This window comes from Pseudonocardia sp. UM4_GMWB1 (assembly GCF_017312155.1).
Taxonomy (GTDB): domain Bacteria; phylum Actinomycetota; class Actinomycetes; order Mycobacteriales; family Pseudonocardiaceae; genus Pseudonocardia; species Pseudonocardia alni.
The window spans coordinates 2114852-2129505 of the sequence record NZ_QJPN01000001.1 but is presented as its reverse complement, the minus strand read 5'-3'; the positions used below and the strand labels follow the sequence as shown (position 1 = coordinate 2129505).

The following is a 14654-nucleotide window of genomic DNA, read 5'->3' as shown; positions in this document are numbered from 1 at the left end:
GACGTCATGACCGACGGAGTGGTCGTCACCGGTTTCGGGGCCACCACCCCGCTCGGCGGGGACGCCGCCTCCACCTGGGAGGCGCTGCTCGCCGGGAAGTCCGGGGTGGGAACCACCCGGGCCGACTGGACCGAGCGGTTCGACCTGCCGGTGTCCATCTCGGCCCAGCTCGCCGTGGAGCCCACCGAGGTCCTGCCCCGCGTGCAGGCCCGCCGGATGGACCGGTGCGAGCAGGTCGCGATGGTGGCCGCCAAGGAGGCCTGGGCGCACGCCGGGCTCGGCGCGATCCCCGGCGAGGACGGGGCCGCGGTCGAGGCGGAGCGGCTCGCCGTCGTCATCGGCGCCGGCATCGGCGGCGCGCCGACGCTGCTCGCGCAGGACGACCTGCTCGAGGAGCACGGGCTGCGCAAGGTCTCGCCGCTGACCGTGCCGATGCTCATGCCCAACGGTCCGGCCGCGCTGGTGAGCCTGGAGTACAAGGCCAAGGGCGGGGTGCACTCCCCCGCCTCGGCGTGCGCCACCGGCGCCGAGGCACTGGCCTGGGCCTACAAGCTGCTGCGCGACGGGGAGGTCGACGTCGTCCTCGCGGGCGGCGCCGAGTCCTGCATCGTGCCGATCACCGTGGCCGGGTTCGTGCAGTCGCGGACGCTGTCCACCCGCAACGACGACCCGGAGCGGGCTTCCCGGCCGTTCGACACCGGGCGGGACGGCTTCGTCCTCGGTGAGGGCTCGGGCGTGCTCGTGCTCGAGCGCGAGGAGTTCGCCAAGGCCCGCGGCGCCACCGTGCACGGCCGCCTCGCCGGGATCGGTCTGACGTCCGACGCGTACCACATCACCGGGCCCGACCCCGAGGGCGAGGGCCAGATCCGGGCGATGCAGAAGGCCGTGGCCGGGGCCGGTCTGACCGCCTCCGACATCGTCCACGTCAACTGCCACGCCACCTCCACGGTGGTCGGCGACGTGGGCGAGGCGACCGCCGTGAAACGGGCGTTCGGCGACCACCCGGTGCTCACCGCACCGAAGTCGGCGCTCGGGCACCTCGTGGGCGGGGCCGGGGCCGTCGAGGGGATCATCGCGCTGCTCAGCGTGCGCGACGACATCGTCCCCGCGACGCTCAACCTGACCGACAAGGACCCGAAGGTCGAGCTGGACGTCGTCGCCGGTGAGCCGCGGAAGATGACCGTGGACGCCGCCGTCAACAACTCGTTCGGCTTCGGCGGGCACAACGCCTCGCTGGTGTTCACCAAGGCCTGACGGTTCCGTGCGGGTCCCCGGCCGGGGACCCGCACGCCCGCTCAGCAGGGGGCGCGCAGGATCCCGTCGGGGTTGCCGACGTCCATCCGCGGCGGCGAGCCCGCCATCGGGAAGGCGATCTGCCAGCAGATCCGGCCGACGTGCAGGCCGGGCGGGCCGTCGTTCGGGTCCTGGACGCTGATGAAGCGCACCAGGGCGAGTACAGCGCCGCCGGTCGCGGAGTCGATCCGGTCGATGCGGATGGTGCCGTCGGTGGTGGAGCCGATCCCCTCCAGCCACGTCTCGCGGGGCTGCCGGTCGGCGGTCTCGGGGTTCACCACGCGGGCCCAGGTCGCATGGTCGCGGCCGTTGACGGCGTTGAAGTAGAGCTGCACCTGCTGCATCACCAGCTGGGCGGCCGGATGCTCGGCCGCGCCCGCGCTGATGGTCACCTCGCTGCTGCCCGCGCCGCTGTCGGGCACGGTCTGCGGCGCGGAGGCGGGGGCGACGCCGGAACGGGTCGTCCCGGACACCGTCCACGCGACACCGCCGACGGCCACGAGCGCCACCAGCAGGACGCCGACCGTGATCGCGGCCCGGCCGTTCATTCCTCGCCCCCCATGGGACGACAGTGTGCCCGGCCCGGCTCGGCTCAGCCGACCCGGTGGGTCAGCAGTGTCACCGCCGCGCCGTCGCCGGCGAAGCGGAAGGACTCCAGCTCGTCGTCCCAGGCCGTGCCCAGCAGCTGGTCGAGACGCCGGGACAGCCCGGCGCCACCGTGCTCGGCCATGACCGTGCGCAGCTGGTCCTCGGGCAACACGACGTCACCGTTGGCGCTGGTGCGCCCGCGCCACATGCCGAGGCCGGGGACGTGCATGAACCGCTCCCCGTCCACGCCGGGGCTCGGTTCCTCGGTCACCTCGAACCGCAGCATCGACCAGGCCCTCAGCGCCCCCGCGAGAGCTCCGCCGCTACCGGCGGGACCGCTCCAGGTGCACTCGGCCCGCATCTGACCGGACGCCACCGGCTGCGCGGACCACTCGAGGGAGACCCGCGTTCCGAGAACGCCCGAGAGCGCCCACTCGACGTGCGGACAGACCGCAGTCGGCGACGAGTGGACGAACACCACTCCGCGTGTGCTCACTGCCAACCTCCGCTGTCGTCGACGAGGATCGTCTTCCCCTACGTCCTCGGCGCAGCGCGGCCGGTGCTCGGACCCGCGGTACTGATGTGCTGGATGTGGGTGTGGTGACCTCCGTGGCGTGAGTGGCCTTCAGTGGCCTCACTCTGCCCGATTCCGCTCCGGGGAGCCACCCCGACACGACGACCGGGTGAACGGCGCCCGGCGTGTCGCGGCCCGGCGCGCGGGTCAGGCGGTGTAGATGGCGACGGCGACCCCGGTGGCGGCGTCGGGAACCTCGGTCCGGCGCAGCTCGCCGAGGTCGGCGAGCACGTCGAGGTGCGCCCCGGTCTCCAGGACCGCGAGGGTCCGGTTGAACAGGTCCATGTCCTCCAGCCGGTGTTCCCGCCGGGTCCAGCGCAGGACCCGGGCGACGGCGTCGGCCGTCGGGTGGCCCGCGGCGACGGCGTCGCGGCACTGGGCGAGTCGGACGTCGTGGTGGGCCAGCAGCTCGTCGGTGCGGACGTGCGCGCTGCCACCCACCGGGCCGTGTGCGGGCAGCAGGGTCGCGTCCGGCCGGGACCGGACCAGGCGCAGCGAGTCGAGGAACTGCCCGAGCGGGCTCGCCACCGGCGACGGCTGCAGGCCGATCGACGGGGTGATCCGGGGCAGCACGTGGTCGCCGGCGAACAGCAGCTCGTGGGCCTCGTCGGCGAACACGAGGTGCCCGCGGGTGTGCCCCGGAGTCTCCACGGCGGTCAGCGTGCGGGTACCCGCCGGGTCGGCGACGGCGATGGCGGCACGGTCGGCGATCCACTCGTCCGGGGCCTCCCACTCCTCGGGGAGCGGACGCGGCCACGGCCCGGCCCGGCCGAGCTCGTCGACCAGGCCGGCGGCACCGGCACGCAGCAGCCGGGTCCGATCGGGCTCGCCCTGCGGGCGGTCGGGATCGGTGATGACCTCCAGGTTGGGCCGCTCCCCCGCGCCGAGCAGCACGCGGGTGCCGTACTCGCGGCGCAGCACTGCGGCCAGGGTGTAGTGGTCCCGGTGGGCGTGGGTGACCAGGAAGCGACGGACGTCGCCGAAACCGGAGCCCAGCGCGGCCATCGCCTTGCCGAGCAGGTCGCGGGCCTCGTCGATCGCCCAGCCGGAGTCGATCAGGGTCCAGCCGGTGTCGTCGGCGAGCGCGTACACGTTCACGGCACGCAGCCCGTCCTGGGGCAGCGGCAACGGGATCCGGTAGACGCCGGGGGCACTGCGGAACACGCCCGGCGCGGTCCAGTCGCCGTCCGGGTCGTCATCGGTCACGGTGGGAGCGGCGGTCACCTCCCGACGATAGATGACCGTGCACGCGCGTCCGGGCCCGCGGCACCCTCCACGGGGTCACATCATCACTCCGCGTATCCGGACGGCCACCGAGAGCCGACAGTTTTCGGACAGTCCACCCGAGGGTGGGACACGTTCGCACCGGGAGGGTGGTCCGATCCGCGCTACCGTCCCTGCGTTCGGTGATCAGAGGTCGACCTGGGGGCGGGTCGGCGAAGGAGGGGCGCAGCATGGCGGCAGGGATCCCGGAGCAACGGTCCGGGCAGGACGCGCCGTTCCTCACTGTGGCGGAGGTGGCGGACCGGATGCGGGTCTCCCGGATGACGGTGTACCGGCTGGTGCACTCCGGGGAGCTGCCCGCGGTGCGCTTCGGACGCTCGTTCCGCGTACCACCCGAGTCGGTGGAGGCGTTGATCGAGTCGGCGCGCTACACCGGCGGGTGAGATACGGAACCGGAATGCTGCCGGTCAACGCCGCGAGCGCGCGGCGGGTCGCGGACACCTACGACACCGCCGAGGCGTGCACCGAACGGGAGCGGACCCTGGAGCTGCTGGATCCGCGGGCCGGTGAGCAGATCCTGGTCGTCGGGGCCGGGCCGGGACAGCTGCTTGACGAGGTCGCGCGGGCAGTCGGTCCGGGCGCCACGGGTGTCGACCCGGACCCGGTGATGGTGACGCTGGCGCGACGCCGGTGCGGCACCCGGGCCGTCGTCACGCAGCGCGCGCTGGCCGGTCCGGGCTCGCTGCCCGGCGGGCCGTACGACGCGGTGGCCTGTCTGCAGGTGCTCGAGTTCCTCGAGGACCTGCCGGCGGCCGTCGCCGAGCTGTACCGGGTCCTGCGCCCGGGCGGGCGGCTGCTGGTCCTGGACACGGACTGGACCTCGCTCCACTGGCCCGGGCCCGGGCAGGACCGGCACCGCCGCATCCGCGACGCATGGTGCACCACGGTGCCGCGGTCGCGGCTGCCCTACGAGCTGGGCCCGCTGCTGCAGCGCGCCGGGTTCGACGGGGAGTGGACGCGCCGGATGCCGATGCGCGGGCCGGCCTCCACCGGCTACGGCGCCGCGCTGCGGGAGATGGTCGCCGACGCCGCGCCGGGCCGGTGCGGGCTCACCCGGGCCGACGTCGACGCGTGGGCGTCGGGCGTCGCGTCCTGCGGCGACGAGCCGTTCTCGGTGGACCGCTGGTTCCTGGGTGCCGTCCGGCCCTGAGCCGGCGGGCGTGGCGCGCGGGGAGCCGGTCGGGCAGCATCGCGGCCGTGGGCTCCCCGTCGTCACAGACACCGATCACCGCGCGGGTGAGGATCGGGCAGCAGCCCGACTTCGTCCGCCTGTTCCAGACGCTGCCCCGGGCCGGCGAGTGGGTCAACTTCGCCCCGCCCGGCCGGCGGCGCGACGATTACGAGGTCGACTGGGTGCTGCACTGGGCGGTCGACCCCGACGACACCGACAGCCCGGACGTCACCATCGAGATCCAGCTCGTCGACCCGGAGTAGTCCGCTACCGGAAGCCGTGGCTGCGGACCGCGGCGACGCCGCCGTCGCGCAGGTCCTCGAGCACCGCGCGTTCGTGCGGGACCGTGTCGGCGGGCAGGTCGGCGAGGGCGAACCAGTCCAGGCCCGCGGTCTTCCCGTCCTCGGCGCGACGTGGCTCGCCGGCCCAGCGTCGGCAGGTGAAGAAGAAGTCGACGCGTTCGTCGACCGGGTTCCCGTTGCGCTGGGTGCGGTGCACCGCGGTCAGCGGGACGAGGTCGGCGGGATCGACGGTGACGCCGAGCTCCTCGTGGGCCTCGCGCACCGCGGCGGCCGCCGCGTCCTCGCCCGCCTCGACGTGCCCGGCCGCGGCGGCGGCCCAGTGGCCGTCCATGAACCCGGTGCCCGCACGCAGCTGGAGCAGCACCTCGGTGCGTTCACCGGTGCCGCGCAGCAGCAGGACGTAGGACGCCGGGACGACCCGGTAGCGCTCGCTCACGCCGTCGACCCTAGGGCGCGTCTCCCCATCCGCCACCGTCGCTCCCGGCGCCCACGCCGCCGTTCGCCGACGGCAACACCGGGGTAACCCGTCGGTCCTACCGTCGGCGGATGGCGGCCCCCACCTCGCGCCCGGCACCGGTCGGCGACCGGCTCGGCGTCGTGCCGCCCCGGGACTCGGAGCTGCGGTTCCGCACCGTGCACGGCTACCGGCGGGCGTTCCGGGTGGCCGGCTCCGGGCCTGCGGTCGTGCTCGTGCACGGCATCGGCGACAGCTCGGCGACGTGGGAGGCGGTGTTCCCCGCACTGGCCCGGCGGCATCTGGTGATCGCCCCGGACCTGCTCGGACACGGGCACTCGGACAAGCCGCGCGCCGACTACTCCGTCGCCGCCTACGCCAACGGGGTCCGCGACCTGCTCGGAGTCCTCGGGGTGCCCCGCGCGACGCTGGTGGGGCACTCGCTCGGCGGCGGCGTCGCCATGCAGTTCGCCTACCAGTACCCCGAACGCACCGAGCGTCTCGTGCTGGTCGGCACCGGCGGGGCGGGGCCGGAGGTCACGCCGCTGCTGCGCGCGGTGAGCCTGCCCGGCGCGCACGCGGTGCTGGCGGCCTCGCAGCTGCCGCTGCTGCGGTGGCAGCTCGGGTGGGCCCTGGACGCACTGCGTCTGGTCGGGGCCGACCTCGGCCGCGACGCCGCCGACCTGCTCCGGCTGGTCGACGCGCTGCCCGACGCGACGTCGCGGACGGCGTTCATCCGGACGCTGCGCGCCGTCGTCGACTGGCGCGGGCAGGTGGTGACCATGCTCGATCGCTGCTACCTGACCCGCGGGATGCCGACCATGCTGGTGTGGGGCGCCCGGGACGTCGTGCCGCTGGCGCACGCCCGCACCGCGCACGCCGCGATGCCGGGCAGCAGGCTGGAGGTCTTCGACGACGCCGGGCACTTCCCGCACCACAGCGACCCGGCCCGGTTCGTCGGGGTGCTGGAGGAGTTCCTGGGGTCCACCGACCCGGCGCGGTGGAGCCCGGAGCAGTGGCGTCAGCTGCTGCGCTGCCCCGCTCCCCCGCCCGCCGGCGTCGCCGGGGCGCGGCCGGGACCGGTGTCGGCGACCTGACCCGGGCCCGGGGTCAGAAGACGAACCCCAGCCAGGTGCCGGCACAGCCGTGGCAGGCGCCGTGCGTCGTCGCGGCGCGGTGCACCGGCCGCAGGCAGATCACGCAGTGGGTCAGCCGGCGCCGGGCCCGGCGCAGCAGACCGTCGCGCACCTGGCGGACGGCGAGCCCGGCGTCGCCGTCCGGGTCGTCGCAGCCGGGCAGGACGGGCACCTCCACCGCGTCCGCCGGGTCCAGCACCGGGAGGTGGCCGTCCCATCGTGGTTCCGGGCGGGCCAGCAGCACCGGACCCGCCGGGGCGAACCCGAGCATCAGCTGCGGCGGCTCCCCGGCGACGAACCAGGCCACCGGTTCCGGCGTCGCGCCGGGCGGGAGGAGCCTCGCCGAGCGCAGGTCGGCGTCGGTCCAGCCGCCGCGACGCAGGTCGGCCGGGGTCAGCCCGAAGTGCCGCAGCCCGTCTGCGGGCAGGTCGAGCTCGCGCAGCTCCGCCGGGGACGGGACGCCGACATAGACGGTCCCGCGCTCCCCCGCCGGCTCCGCGACGGGCCCGGTGTCGTGGCCGTCCGCGGCGCGCCACGGGGCGGCGACGAGTACGGCGAGCACCCGCGGGTCGACGCGGAGGCGCCCGGCCACCTCCGCGGTGCGGTCCTCGGTCACGTGGTCCCCGATCCCTGCCTCCACCACACGCGCCGGGGCGGCTCCGGTGTCGGAGCCGCCCCGGTGTGGTGCGGTGTCGCTCAGCTGCAGCCGCTGGTGGAGCCGCAGCCCTCGCAGAGGTAGCAGGACCCGGCGGGGCGCATCTTCGTCCCGCAGGTCATGCACAGCGGAGCGTCGGCGGCCTTGCCCAGACGCAGCTCGAGCAGCTCGGTGGAGCTGCCGACCTCGACCGGCGCCGGATCGACACCGGTCTCCTTGCGCTCCTCGGTCGTCGGCACGGAGGAGCGGAACTCCTCCATGTCGAGCTTCTCGCCGGTGCCGTAGTCGTTCTCGACCTGGGCGGACCGCTCGTCGGAGGAGAAGATGCCCAGCTGGGCGCGCTTCTCGTACGGCAGGTGGTCCAGCGCCAGACGGCGGAACAGGTAGTCCAGCACCGAGGTCGCGATCCGCACGTCCGGGTCGTCGGTCATCCCGGCAGGCTCGAAGCGCAGGTTGGAGAACTTCGAGACGTAGAACTCCAGCGGGATGCCGTACTGCAGACCCACCGAGATCGACATCGAGAAGGCGTCCATCACGCCGGCCAGGGTCGAGCCCTGCTTGCCGAGCTTGACGAAGATCTCGCCGAGGCCGTCGTCGGGGTAGCTGCCGGCGGTGAGGTAGCCCTCGGCGCCACCGACGGTGAACGACACGGTCTCGCTGGGCCGCTTCTTCGGCAGACGCTTGCGAACCGGTCGCTGCTCGACGACGACGTGCTTCTCCGGTTCGGCGTCGGCCTTCGTGTCGCCGCCCTTGCCCGCGGACAGCGGCTGGCCGACCTTGCAGTTGTCGCGGTAGATCGCCAGGGCCTTGAGGCCGAGGCGCCACCCCTCGAGGTAGATCCGCTCGACGTCCTCGACGCTCGCCCGCTCGGGCATGTTGACCGTCTTGGAGATGGCACCGGACAGGAACGGCTGCGCGGCGGCCATCATGCGGACGTGGCCCATCGGGGCGATCGTCCGGTCGCCCATGGCGCAGTCGAACACCTCGTAGTGCTCGGGCTTCATGCCCGGGGCGTCGACCACGTGGCCGTGCTCGGCGACGTACTCGACGATCGCCTCGGCCTGCTCCGCCTGGTAGCCGAGGTTGTCCAAGGCGCGGCGCACCGACTGGTTGACGATCTGCATGGAGCCGCCGCCGACCAGCTTCTTGAACTTGACCAGCGCCAGGTCCGGCTCGATGCCGGTCGTGTCGCAGTCCATCATCAGGCCGATCGTGCCGGTCGGGGCCAGCACGGACGCCTGCGCGTTGCGCCAGCCGTTGACCTGCCCGATGTCCTGGCACTGCTTCCAGACCTCGGTGGCGAGCTTCTGCACCGGGGTGCTGGAGGCGAAGGTGCGGATGCGGTCGTTCTCCGCGGCGTGCTTGCGGATGACGCGCTGGTGGGACTCGGCGTTGCGGGCGTAGCCCTCGTACGGGCCGACGACACCGGCGAGCTCGGCGGAGCGCTTGTACGCGGCACCGGTCATCAGCGAGGTGATGGACCCGGCGAGCGCCCGGCCGCCCTCGGAGTCGTAGGCGTGGCCGGTCGCCATGAGCAGCGCGCCGAGGTTGGCGTAGCCGATGCCCAGCTGGCGGAACCTGCGCGTGGTGTCGGCGATCGGCTCGGTCGGGAAGTCCGCGAAGCAGATCGAGATGTCCATCGCGGTGATGATCAGCTCGACGGCCTTGGCGAAGGTCCGGGCGTCGAACCGGTCGTCGGAGTCGAGGAACTTCAGCAGGTTCAGCGACGCCAGGTTGCAGCTGGAGTTGTCCAGGTGCATGTACTCCGAGCACGGGTTCGACGCGCTGATGCGCCCCGACTCCGGAGTGGTGTGCCAGTCGTTGATCGTGCCGTCGTACTGGATGCCGGGGTCGGCGCAGTTCCAGGCCGCCTCGGCGATGCCGCGGAACAACTTGCGGGCGTCGACGCGCTCGATGACCTCACCGGTCATGCGGGCACGCAGCCCGAAGTCGGTGCCCCCCTCGACGGCGCGCATGAACTCGTCGGTGACGCGGACGGAGTTGTTGGCGTTCTGGTACTGCACCGAGGTGATGTCGGAGCCGCCCAGGTCCATGTCGAAGCCGGCGTCGCGCAGGACGCGGACCTTGGCCTCCTCCTTGGCCTTGGTCTCGACGAACTCCTCGATGTCGGGGTGGTCGACGTCGAGGACGACCATCTTCGCCGCGCGCCGCGTGGCGCCGCCGGACTTGATGGTGCCCGCGGAGGCGTCGGCACCGCGCATGAACGAGACCGGGCCCGAGGCGGTGCCGCCGGAGGACAGCAACTCCTTCGACGAGCGGATGCGCGAGAGGTTCAGGCCGGCACCGGAGCCGCCCTTGAAGATCAGGCCCTCCTCGCGGTACCAGTTCAGGATCGACTCCATGGTGTCGTCGACCGAGAGGATGAAGCAGGCGCTGACCTGCTGCGGGCTGGCGGTCCCGACGTTGAACCACACCGGTGAGTTGAAACTGAACACCTGGTGGATCAGCATCCAGGTCAGCTCGTGGTCGAAGATCTCGGCGTCGCCGTCGGTGGCGAAGTAGCCGTGCTCGAGACCGGCCCGCTTGTAGGTGCCGACGACCCGCTCGACGAGCTGCTTGAGGCTGGACTCGCGGGTGTCCGAGCCCACCGCGCCGCGGAAGTACTTGCTGGTGACGATGTTGGTGGCGTTGACCGACCAGCTGCGCGGGAACTCGACGCCGCGCTGCTCGAAGTTGACGGTGCCGTCGCGCCAGTTCGTCATGACGACGTCGCGGCGCTCCCACTCCACCTCCTCGTAGGGGTGGACCCCTTCGGTGGTGAAGACACGCTGCACGGTCAGGCCGGGCGCGCGCTTGGCACCGGTCTTCCCGCGGCCACGCGACGGCTTGGCCGCCGCGCTGTCACCGGTGTCTGTCGTCGGGCCCCCGACGGTCTCGGTCATGAACTGCCTCCGCACATCCGACGCTTCTCCGCCCGCACGCTGGGGTGCGCGGACGGCTCTCTTCCCGGTACGACCGGCGACGACGACGCGCCGCTCAGCCGCCCGGGTGGTGACCGGCCTCGTCGTCGGCTGCTTCCCCGGCAGCCGCCGAACGCAGGTCGGCGATCTCCTTCTCGAAGTCCTCGATGGAGGAGAAGGACCGATAGACACTCGCGAACCGCAGGTACGCGACCTCGTCGAGCTCACGCAGCGGCCCGAGGATCGCCAGCCCGACCTCGTGGCTGGGAAGCTCCGCCGCCCCGCGCGCCCGCACCGTCTCCTCGACCCGGTGAGCGAGCTGTTGCAGGTCGTCCTCGTCGACCGGCCGGCCCTGGCACGCCCGCCGAACCCCGCCGACGACCTTCTGCCGGCTGAAGGGCTCGGTCACCCCGCTGCGCTTGACGACGGCGAGCACGGCCTCCTCGACCGTGGTGAACCGTCGTCCGCACGAGGTGCAGGACCGGCGCCGGCGGGTACAGGTCCCGTCGTCGGCGGTCCGGGAGTCGATCACGCGGGAGTCCGGGTGTCGGCAGAACGGGCAGCGCATGGACGCTCACACCCCTCTTCCGTGACGTTCCGGAAACTCTCCGCAGCAATCTGTCCCCCCAAGCTGTGGCGGAACGACACCAATGTAACCCCTACATCTAGGGGTACGCCATCCCGGGCCCGGTGCCACGCCGAGCTTCGCCCGATCGGGATCCGAGCCTCGCACACCACGTTCCGCGACCGGTCCGTCGCCGACGATCATGCAGCGGGGCATCGGCGCTGGTGGCGCGGAGAAACGTCGCGGGCAGCGCCGCCCGTCGCGCCGGAGGGACCGCGACCGGCGGCCACCCGATGCGGGGACACGCCCTGCGGACGCGCCCGGCGGCACGTCGCCGACTCCCCCGGCGACATCCCGGCGACCACGTCCGACACCCGCGCACCACCCCCGTGCACGCCGTCACCCGATGCGCCGCCGACACCGCGTCCGGCGCTCCGCACCGTCACCACCTCGGGCCGCCCGCAGCGCACAACCGTGCGCACCACGGGGTGCGGCGTCGCGCTGCGCGGCGCCGGCCGACGTCAGCGCACGGCGCCGATCGACGGCACGGCCGCCGCGGGGGCGTTCCAGCCCGCCGCCGCGTCGCCCAGCAGCCCGAGCGCCACCACCGCGGTCGTCGCGCACAGCAGGGCCGCGACCCCGGCGAGGAACCGCTCCAGGCGCCCGCCGGCGCGGCTGCGGGCCGGGCGCGGCCGCGCCGGGACCAGGCAGCGCCGGGACGGCGGACGGACGGTACGCGGTGCCGGCACGGCCACCGACCGGGGACGGGGCGGCGCCACGGCCGGCGCGGGCCGCGTCAGGGTCGATGCGGGCCGCGTCAGGGTCGCCGTCGCACTCGGGGCCGGGTCCGCGGTGGTGCAGCGGGGCGTCCGGACCGCGAGATTCGGACCGCCGGCGGGACCGGACACCGGGACACCGGCCCCTCGGGCACCGGACGCCGGAGCGCGCCGGGAACGGGCGGCGGGATGACGGGCCACCGACTCGGCCAGTGCGCGCTCGTGCGCCCCGTGGGCCGCCCACCGGTGGGCCGCGCGCGCGGCGGCCGACGGGCCGGCACCGGCCACACCGGCGAGACCGTCGGCGGCCCGCACCCGCTCCCGGGCGGCGCGCCGGGCGCGCGAGGTGGGGGTGCCGGGCGCCGGGGCGCCGGTCAGGCAGCCGACCGCGCCGTGGTCGCGGATCCGCTCGTCGAGCTCTCGCATGGTTCCTCCTGCCGTCGGACCGCCCGTCCCCCGGGCGGGTCTCGTCTCCCCCGCTCCCGACCGGCCCTTCCCCGAGCCCGGTCGAACGGGCGTACGAGCGGTGTAGCACCCGACACCGACAACGACCGCGTTCCCGCAGGCCCTCCCCCGTGCCGGGGACGTTCTCAGCGTGGTGCGGCGGCCGCGGGCGGCCCGGCCGGGCCGTGGGTGGCGACCGCGACGTCGGCGAGCACCCCGAGCGCGACGACCGCGGCCGCCGAGGCGAGCAGGACACCCGATGCGCCCACCGCACGGCGCACGACGCCCGGCGCCCGGCCGGGCCGCACTCCGTCGGTCGTGGTGCGCACCGCGACCCGCCCGATGACCGTCACGTCCCCGATGACCGCCGAACCCACGATCGCCACCCCCGCTGCCGTTCCCGCTGCCGGTCGCCCCCGCGCGGCCGGACGGCGACGCGGACCGCGTCCGATCGAACCCGCGTTCGATCGAACGCCTGTGCGATGTTGTACCACCGCGGCCCGACGGAATCCACGACACGCCCCGGGCGACTTCGAACGCATGTTTGGCGAACGGGATCGTGGCGGCTAGGGTCGTCGCCGTAAGTACCCCGAGGAGGCGAATGCGATGGCAGCGGACGACACCGGACACGGTGGTCCCGGCGTGACCGGCACCGCCGCGGACCGGGGATCCGCGAAGGTCCGGGAGTTCCCCGACCCCGCGGCCGACACCCGCGGCCTGACCCCGCGGCAGAAGAAGGTCCTGGCCGTCATCCGGGACTGGGTGGACCGGTACGGCTACCCGCCCAGCGTCCGCGAGATCGGTGACGCGGTGGGCCTCACGTCCACCTCGTCGGTGCACCACCAGCTCCGCACCCTGGAGCGCAAGGGCTTCCTCCGGCGCGACCCGAACCGCACCCGCGCGGTCGACGTCCGCAGCCCGGAGCAGATCGCCGGTACCGACGGGGCGGACTCCGACACCGACACCGCCGATCTGCGTTCCGCGCGGCCGGCGCCGGCGTTCGTGCCGCTCATCGGCGACATCGCCGCCGGTGGCCCGATCCTGGCCGAGCAGGCCGTGCAGGACGTGTTCCCGCTGCCGCGCGAGATCGTCGGCGAGGGCACGCTGTTCCTGCTCAACGTCAAGGGCGACTCGATGGTCGACGCCGCGATCACCGACGGCGACTGGGTCGTCGTGCGCCAGCAGCCGGTGGCCGAGCAGGGCGAGGTCGTGGCCGCGATGATCGACGGTGAGGCGACCGTGAAGACGTTCCGCCGCAAGGACGGGCACATCTGGCTGATGCCCGCGAACGACGCCTACGACCCGATCCCGGGTGACGACGCGTCGATCCTGGGCCGCGTCGTGGCGGTCCTGCGCCGCCTCTGACCGCCTCGGACGGCGCCCCGGGCCCCGCGATCAGCGGGACCGGCGGCGCCGTCCGTGCAGGGACATCGCGACGGCGCCGGCGATCAGCAGCGCCCCGAGCGCCGCGGCCCCGCCCGCGGCAGGCAGCCACGACGGGTACGTGCGGTACTCCGGCACCTCGGCGGGCTGAGGGACGACCGGTGCCTGCGGAACGGTCGCCGCGGTCACCGCGCCCGGGACGACCGTGATCGCCGCCGCGGTCAGGCTCCGCGCCTCGCTCCCGGAGTGCAGCGCGCCCCGGCCGTCCGGGGCGACCGCCTCGCCCTGGGCCTCTCCCGGCAACGGCACCGGAAGCGGTGCCCCGTCCAGGGCCGCGACCAGCGCGTCGGCCGTCGCCGGTCCGCCGGCGGGCAGCGGGAACACCCAGGCGTCGGTGTAGGTCCGCAGCACGGCGGCGCGCCCGCCGTCGGCCCCGGCCGGCGAGACCCCGCCGCCGGTGACCGTGCGCGCCCCGGCGGCCCCGAGCGGCCCGCCGCCGGTGCCGGACCAGGGCAGCACGACCTGTGCCACCCGGCGCAGCTCCACCGGGTCCCCGCCGTCGTGCAGCGGCGCGGCGGCCCGGTAGACCCCGGCGGCCCCGGTGGTCTTGTCGACCAGCAAGGGCACGCCGTCGTCGCCGACCAGCAGTGCCTCGACGTCGCGCGGACCGTCGGGGTAGACGAGGTCGTGCACCCGTGGCGGCCCGGCCGGGGGCAGCACGACGAGCCGGACCGAGCCGCGCCGCGCCCCGTTGTCGCCGGTGTCGGCGAGCCACAGCTCCCCGCCCGGTCCGAGGCCGAGGTCCTCGACGTCGGTGACCGGGACGTCGGCCTGCCGGGTCCCGGTGACCGCACAGCCGACGGGGTCCAGGGTGAACGCCCGCGCGGTCCCGCCGCCGTCGACGATGGTGTGGTAACGCTGCGGGGCGGCGCCGGGCGGGCCCTCGGCGACCAGCCCGGACAGCTCCGCCAGCCGCGGGTCGCCGATCGAGCAGGCCGGGATCGCCCCGGGCGGCGACGCGGCCGCACCCGTGAGCGCACCGGTCAGGCAGAGGACCGTGGCCAGGCGGCGGGCCACGATCCCGGGGCCCGGCCGCCCGGCCGGTGGG

At 74.4% G+C, this 14654-nt stretch carries 16 protein-coding genes; 6 read left to right on the top strand and 10 right to left on the bottom strand.

What is annotated here, in order from left to right; all coding sequences use genetic code 11:
* Positions 1–6 precede the first annotated feature (6 nt).
* Positions 7–1254, top strand: a complete 1248-nt coding sequence (locus DMP15_RS10380; RefSeq protein WP_062396635.1) for a beta-ketoacyl-[acyl-carrier-protein] synthase family protein — start codon at positions 7–9, stop codon at positions 1252–1254.
* Positions 1255–1295: 41 nt separating this feature from the next.
* On the opposite strand, the gene DMP15_RS10375 is transcribed toward DMP15_RS10380, so the two are convergent.
* From DMP15_RS10375 to DMP15_RS10365, 3 genes are all read right to left on the bottom strand, one after another.
* On the bottom strand, positions 1296–1841 hold the full coding sequence (locus DMP15_RS10375; protein ID WP_073577443.1) for a hypothetical protein: 546 nt from the start codon (positions 1839–1841) through the stop codon (positions 1296–1298).
* Positions 1842–1885: 44 nt separating this feature from the next.
* Positions 1886–2377, bottom strand: coding sequence for a DUF3145 domain-containing protein (locus tag DMP15_RS10370; protein WP_073577442.1), 492 nt, complete (start codon positions 2375–2377; stop codon positions 1886–1888).
* Positions 2378–2602: 225 nt separating this feature from the next.
* Positions 2603–3679, bottom strand: a complete 1077-nt coding sequence (locus DMP15_RS10365) for an MBL fold metallo-hydrolase (RefSeq protein WP_073577441.1) — start codon at positions 3677–3679, stop codon at positions 2603–2605.
* Positions 3680–3909: 230 nt separating this feature from the next.
* Here DMP15_RS10365 and DMP15_RS10360 point away from each other — a divergent pair, with 230 nt between their 5' ends.
* The 3 genes from DMP15_RS10360 to DMP15_RS10350 all read left to right on the top strand — a co-directional run bounded on the left by DMP15_RS10360 (position 3910) and on the right by DMP15_RS10350 (position 5173).
* Positions 3910–4122, top strand: a complete 213-nt coding sequence (locus tag DMP15_RS10360) for a helix-turn-helix domain-containing protein (protein ID WP_020623051.1) — start codon at positions 3910–3912, stop codon at positions 4120–4122.
* 14 nt (positions 4123–4136) lie between these two features.
* The gene (locus DMP15_RS10355) at positions 4137–4889 is read left to right on the top strand and encodes a methyltransferase domain-containing protein (RefSeq protein WP_337825770.1); all 753 of its coding nucleotides are present in this window, start codon (positions 4137–4139) and stop codon (positions 4887–4889) included.
* A gap of 86 nt (positions 4890–4975) precedes the next feature.
* Positions 4976–5173, top strand: coding sequence for a hypothetical protein (locus DMP15_RS10350; RefSeq protein ID WP_161151404.1), 198 nt, complete (start codon positions 4976–4978; stop codon positions 5171–5173).
* A 4-nt stretch (positions 5174–5177) separates the two neighbouring features.
* Here the strand turns inward: DMP15_RS10350 and DMP15_RS10345 are convergent, their stop codons facing one another.
* A complete protein-coding gene (locus DMP15_RS10345) occupies positions 5178–5648 on the bottom strand; it encodes an NUDIX domain-containing protein (RefSeq protein ID WP_083658970.1) in 471 nt (156 codons plus the stop codon).
* A 110-nt stretch (positions 5649–5758) separates the two neighbouring features.
* Here DMP15_RS10345 and DMP15_RS10340 point away from each other — a divergent pair, with 110 nt between their 5' ends.
* Positions 5759–6763: an alpha/beta fold hydrolase gene (locus tag DMP15_RS10340; RefSeq protein WP_337825769.1), complete on the top strand. Its 1005-nt coding sequence runs from the start codon at positions 5759–5761 to the stop codon at positions 6761–6763.
* Positions 6764–6776: 13 nt separating this feature from the next.
* Here DMP15_RS10340 and DMP15_RS10335 read toward each other — a convergent pair whose 3' ends face one another.
* From DMP15_RS10335 to DMP15_RS10315, 5 genes are all read right to left on the bottom strand, one after another.
* Positions 6777–7418, bottom strand: a complete 642-nt coding sequence (locus tag DMP15_RS10335; RefSeq protein ID WP_337825768.1) for a hypothetical protein — start codon at positions 7416–7418, stop codon at positions 6777–6779.
* An 80-nt stretch (positions 7419–7498) separates the two neighbouring features.
* Complete coding sequence (locus DMP15_RS10330; RefSeq protein ID WP_073577435.1) at positions 7499–10360, bottom strand: vitamin B12-dependent ribonucleotide reductase; 2862 nt, start codon at positions 10358–10360, stop codon at positions 7499–7501.
* Between the two features lie 94 nt (positions 10361–10454).
* Positions 10455–10946, bottom strand: a complete 492-nt coding sequence (gene nrdR / locus DMP15_RS10325; RefSeq protein WP_073577434.1) for a transcriptional regulator NrdR — start codon at positions 10944–10946, stop codon at positions 10455–10457.
* 518 nt (positions 10947–11464) lie between these two features.
* Positions 11465–12145 (bottom strand): hypothetical protein, encoded by a 681-nt coding sequence (locus DMP15_RS10320; RefSeq protein WP_337825767.1) that lies wholly within the window; start codon positions 12143–12145, stop codon positions 11465–11467.
* 164 nt (positions 12146–12309) lie between these two features.
* Positions 12310–12540, bottom strand: coding sequence for a hypothetical protein (locus tag DMP15_RS10315; protein ID WP_337825766.1), 231 nt, complete (start codon positions 12538–12540; stop codon positions 12310–12312).
* 229 nt (positions 12541–12769) lie between these two features.
* Between DMP15_RS10315 and lexA the strand changes: the two genes are divergently transcribed.
* Positions 12770–13528: a transcriptional repressor LexA gene (lexA, locus tag DMP15_RS10310; protein WP_073577431.1), complete on the top strand. Its 759-nt coding sequence runs from the start codon at positions 12770–12772 to the stop codon at positions 13526–13528.
* Between the two features lie 30 nt (positions 13529–13558).
* On the opposite strand, the gene DMP15_RS10305 is transcribed toward lexA, so the two are convergent.
* Entirely contained in the window at positions 13559–14623 is a 1065-nt protein-coding gene (locus DMP15_RS10305) for a hypothetical protein (protein WP_337825765.1), read from the bottom strand.
* Positions 14624–14654 lie beyond the last annotated feature (31 nt).

Excerpts from the sequence above, each read along its gene's own strand:
- DMP15_RS10355 (WP_337825770.1), top strand. The coding sequence starts at position 4,137 with ATGCTGCCGGTCAACGCCGCGAGCGCGCGGCGGGTCGCGGACACCTAC.
- DMP15_RS10375 (WP_073577443.1), bottom strand. The coding sequence starts at position 1,841 with ATGAACGGCCGGGCCGCGATCACGGTCGGCGTCCTGCTGGTGGCGCTC.
- DMP15_RS10330 (WP_073577435.1), bottom strand. The coding sequence starts at position 10,360 with ATGACCGAGACCGTCGGGGGCCCGACGACAGACACCGGTGACAGCGCG.
- DMP15_RS10340 (WP_337825769.1), top strand. The coding sequence starts at position 5,759 with ATGGCGGCCCCCACCTCGCGCCCGGCACCGGTCGGCGACCGGCTCGGC.
- DMP15_RS10320 (WP_337825767.1), bottom strand. The coding sequence starts at position 12,145 with ATGCGAGAGCTCGACGAGCGGATCCGCGACCACGGCGCGGTCGGCTGC.
- DMP15_RS10380 (WP_062396635.1), top strand. The coding sequence starts at position 7 with ATGACCGACGGAGTGGTCGTCACCGGTTTCGGGGCCACCACCCCGCTC.
- nrdR (WP_073577434.1), bottom strand. The coding sequence starts at position 10,946 with ATGCGCTGCCCGTTCTGCCGACACCCGGACTCCCGCGTGATCGACTCC.
- DMP15_RS10360 (WP_020623051.1), top strand. The coding sequence starts at position 3,910 with ATGGCGGCAGGGATCCCGGAGCAACGGTCCGGGCAGGACGCGCCGTTC.
- lexA (WP_073577431.1), top strand. The coding sequence starts at position 12,770 with ATGGCAGCGGACGACACCGGACACGGTGGTCCCGGCGTGACCGGCACC.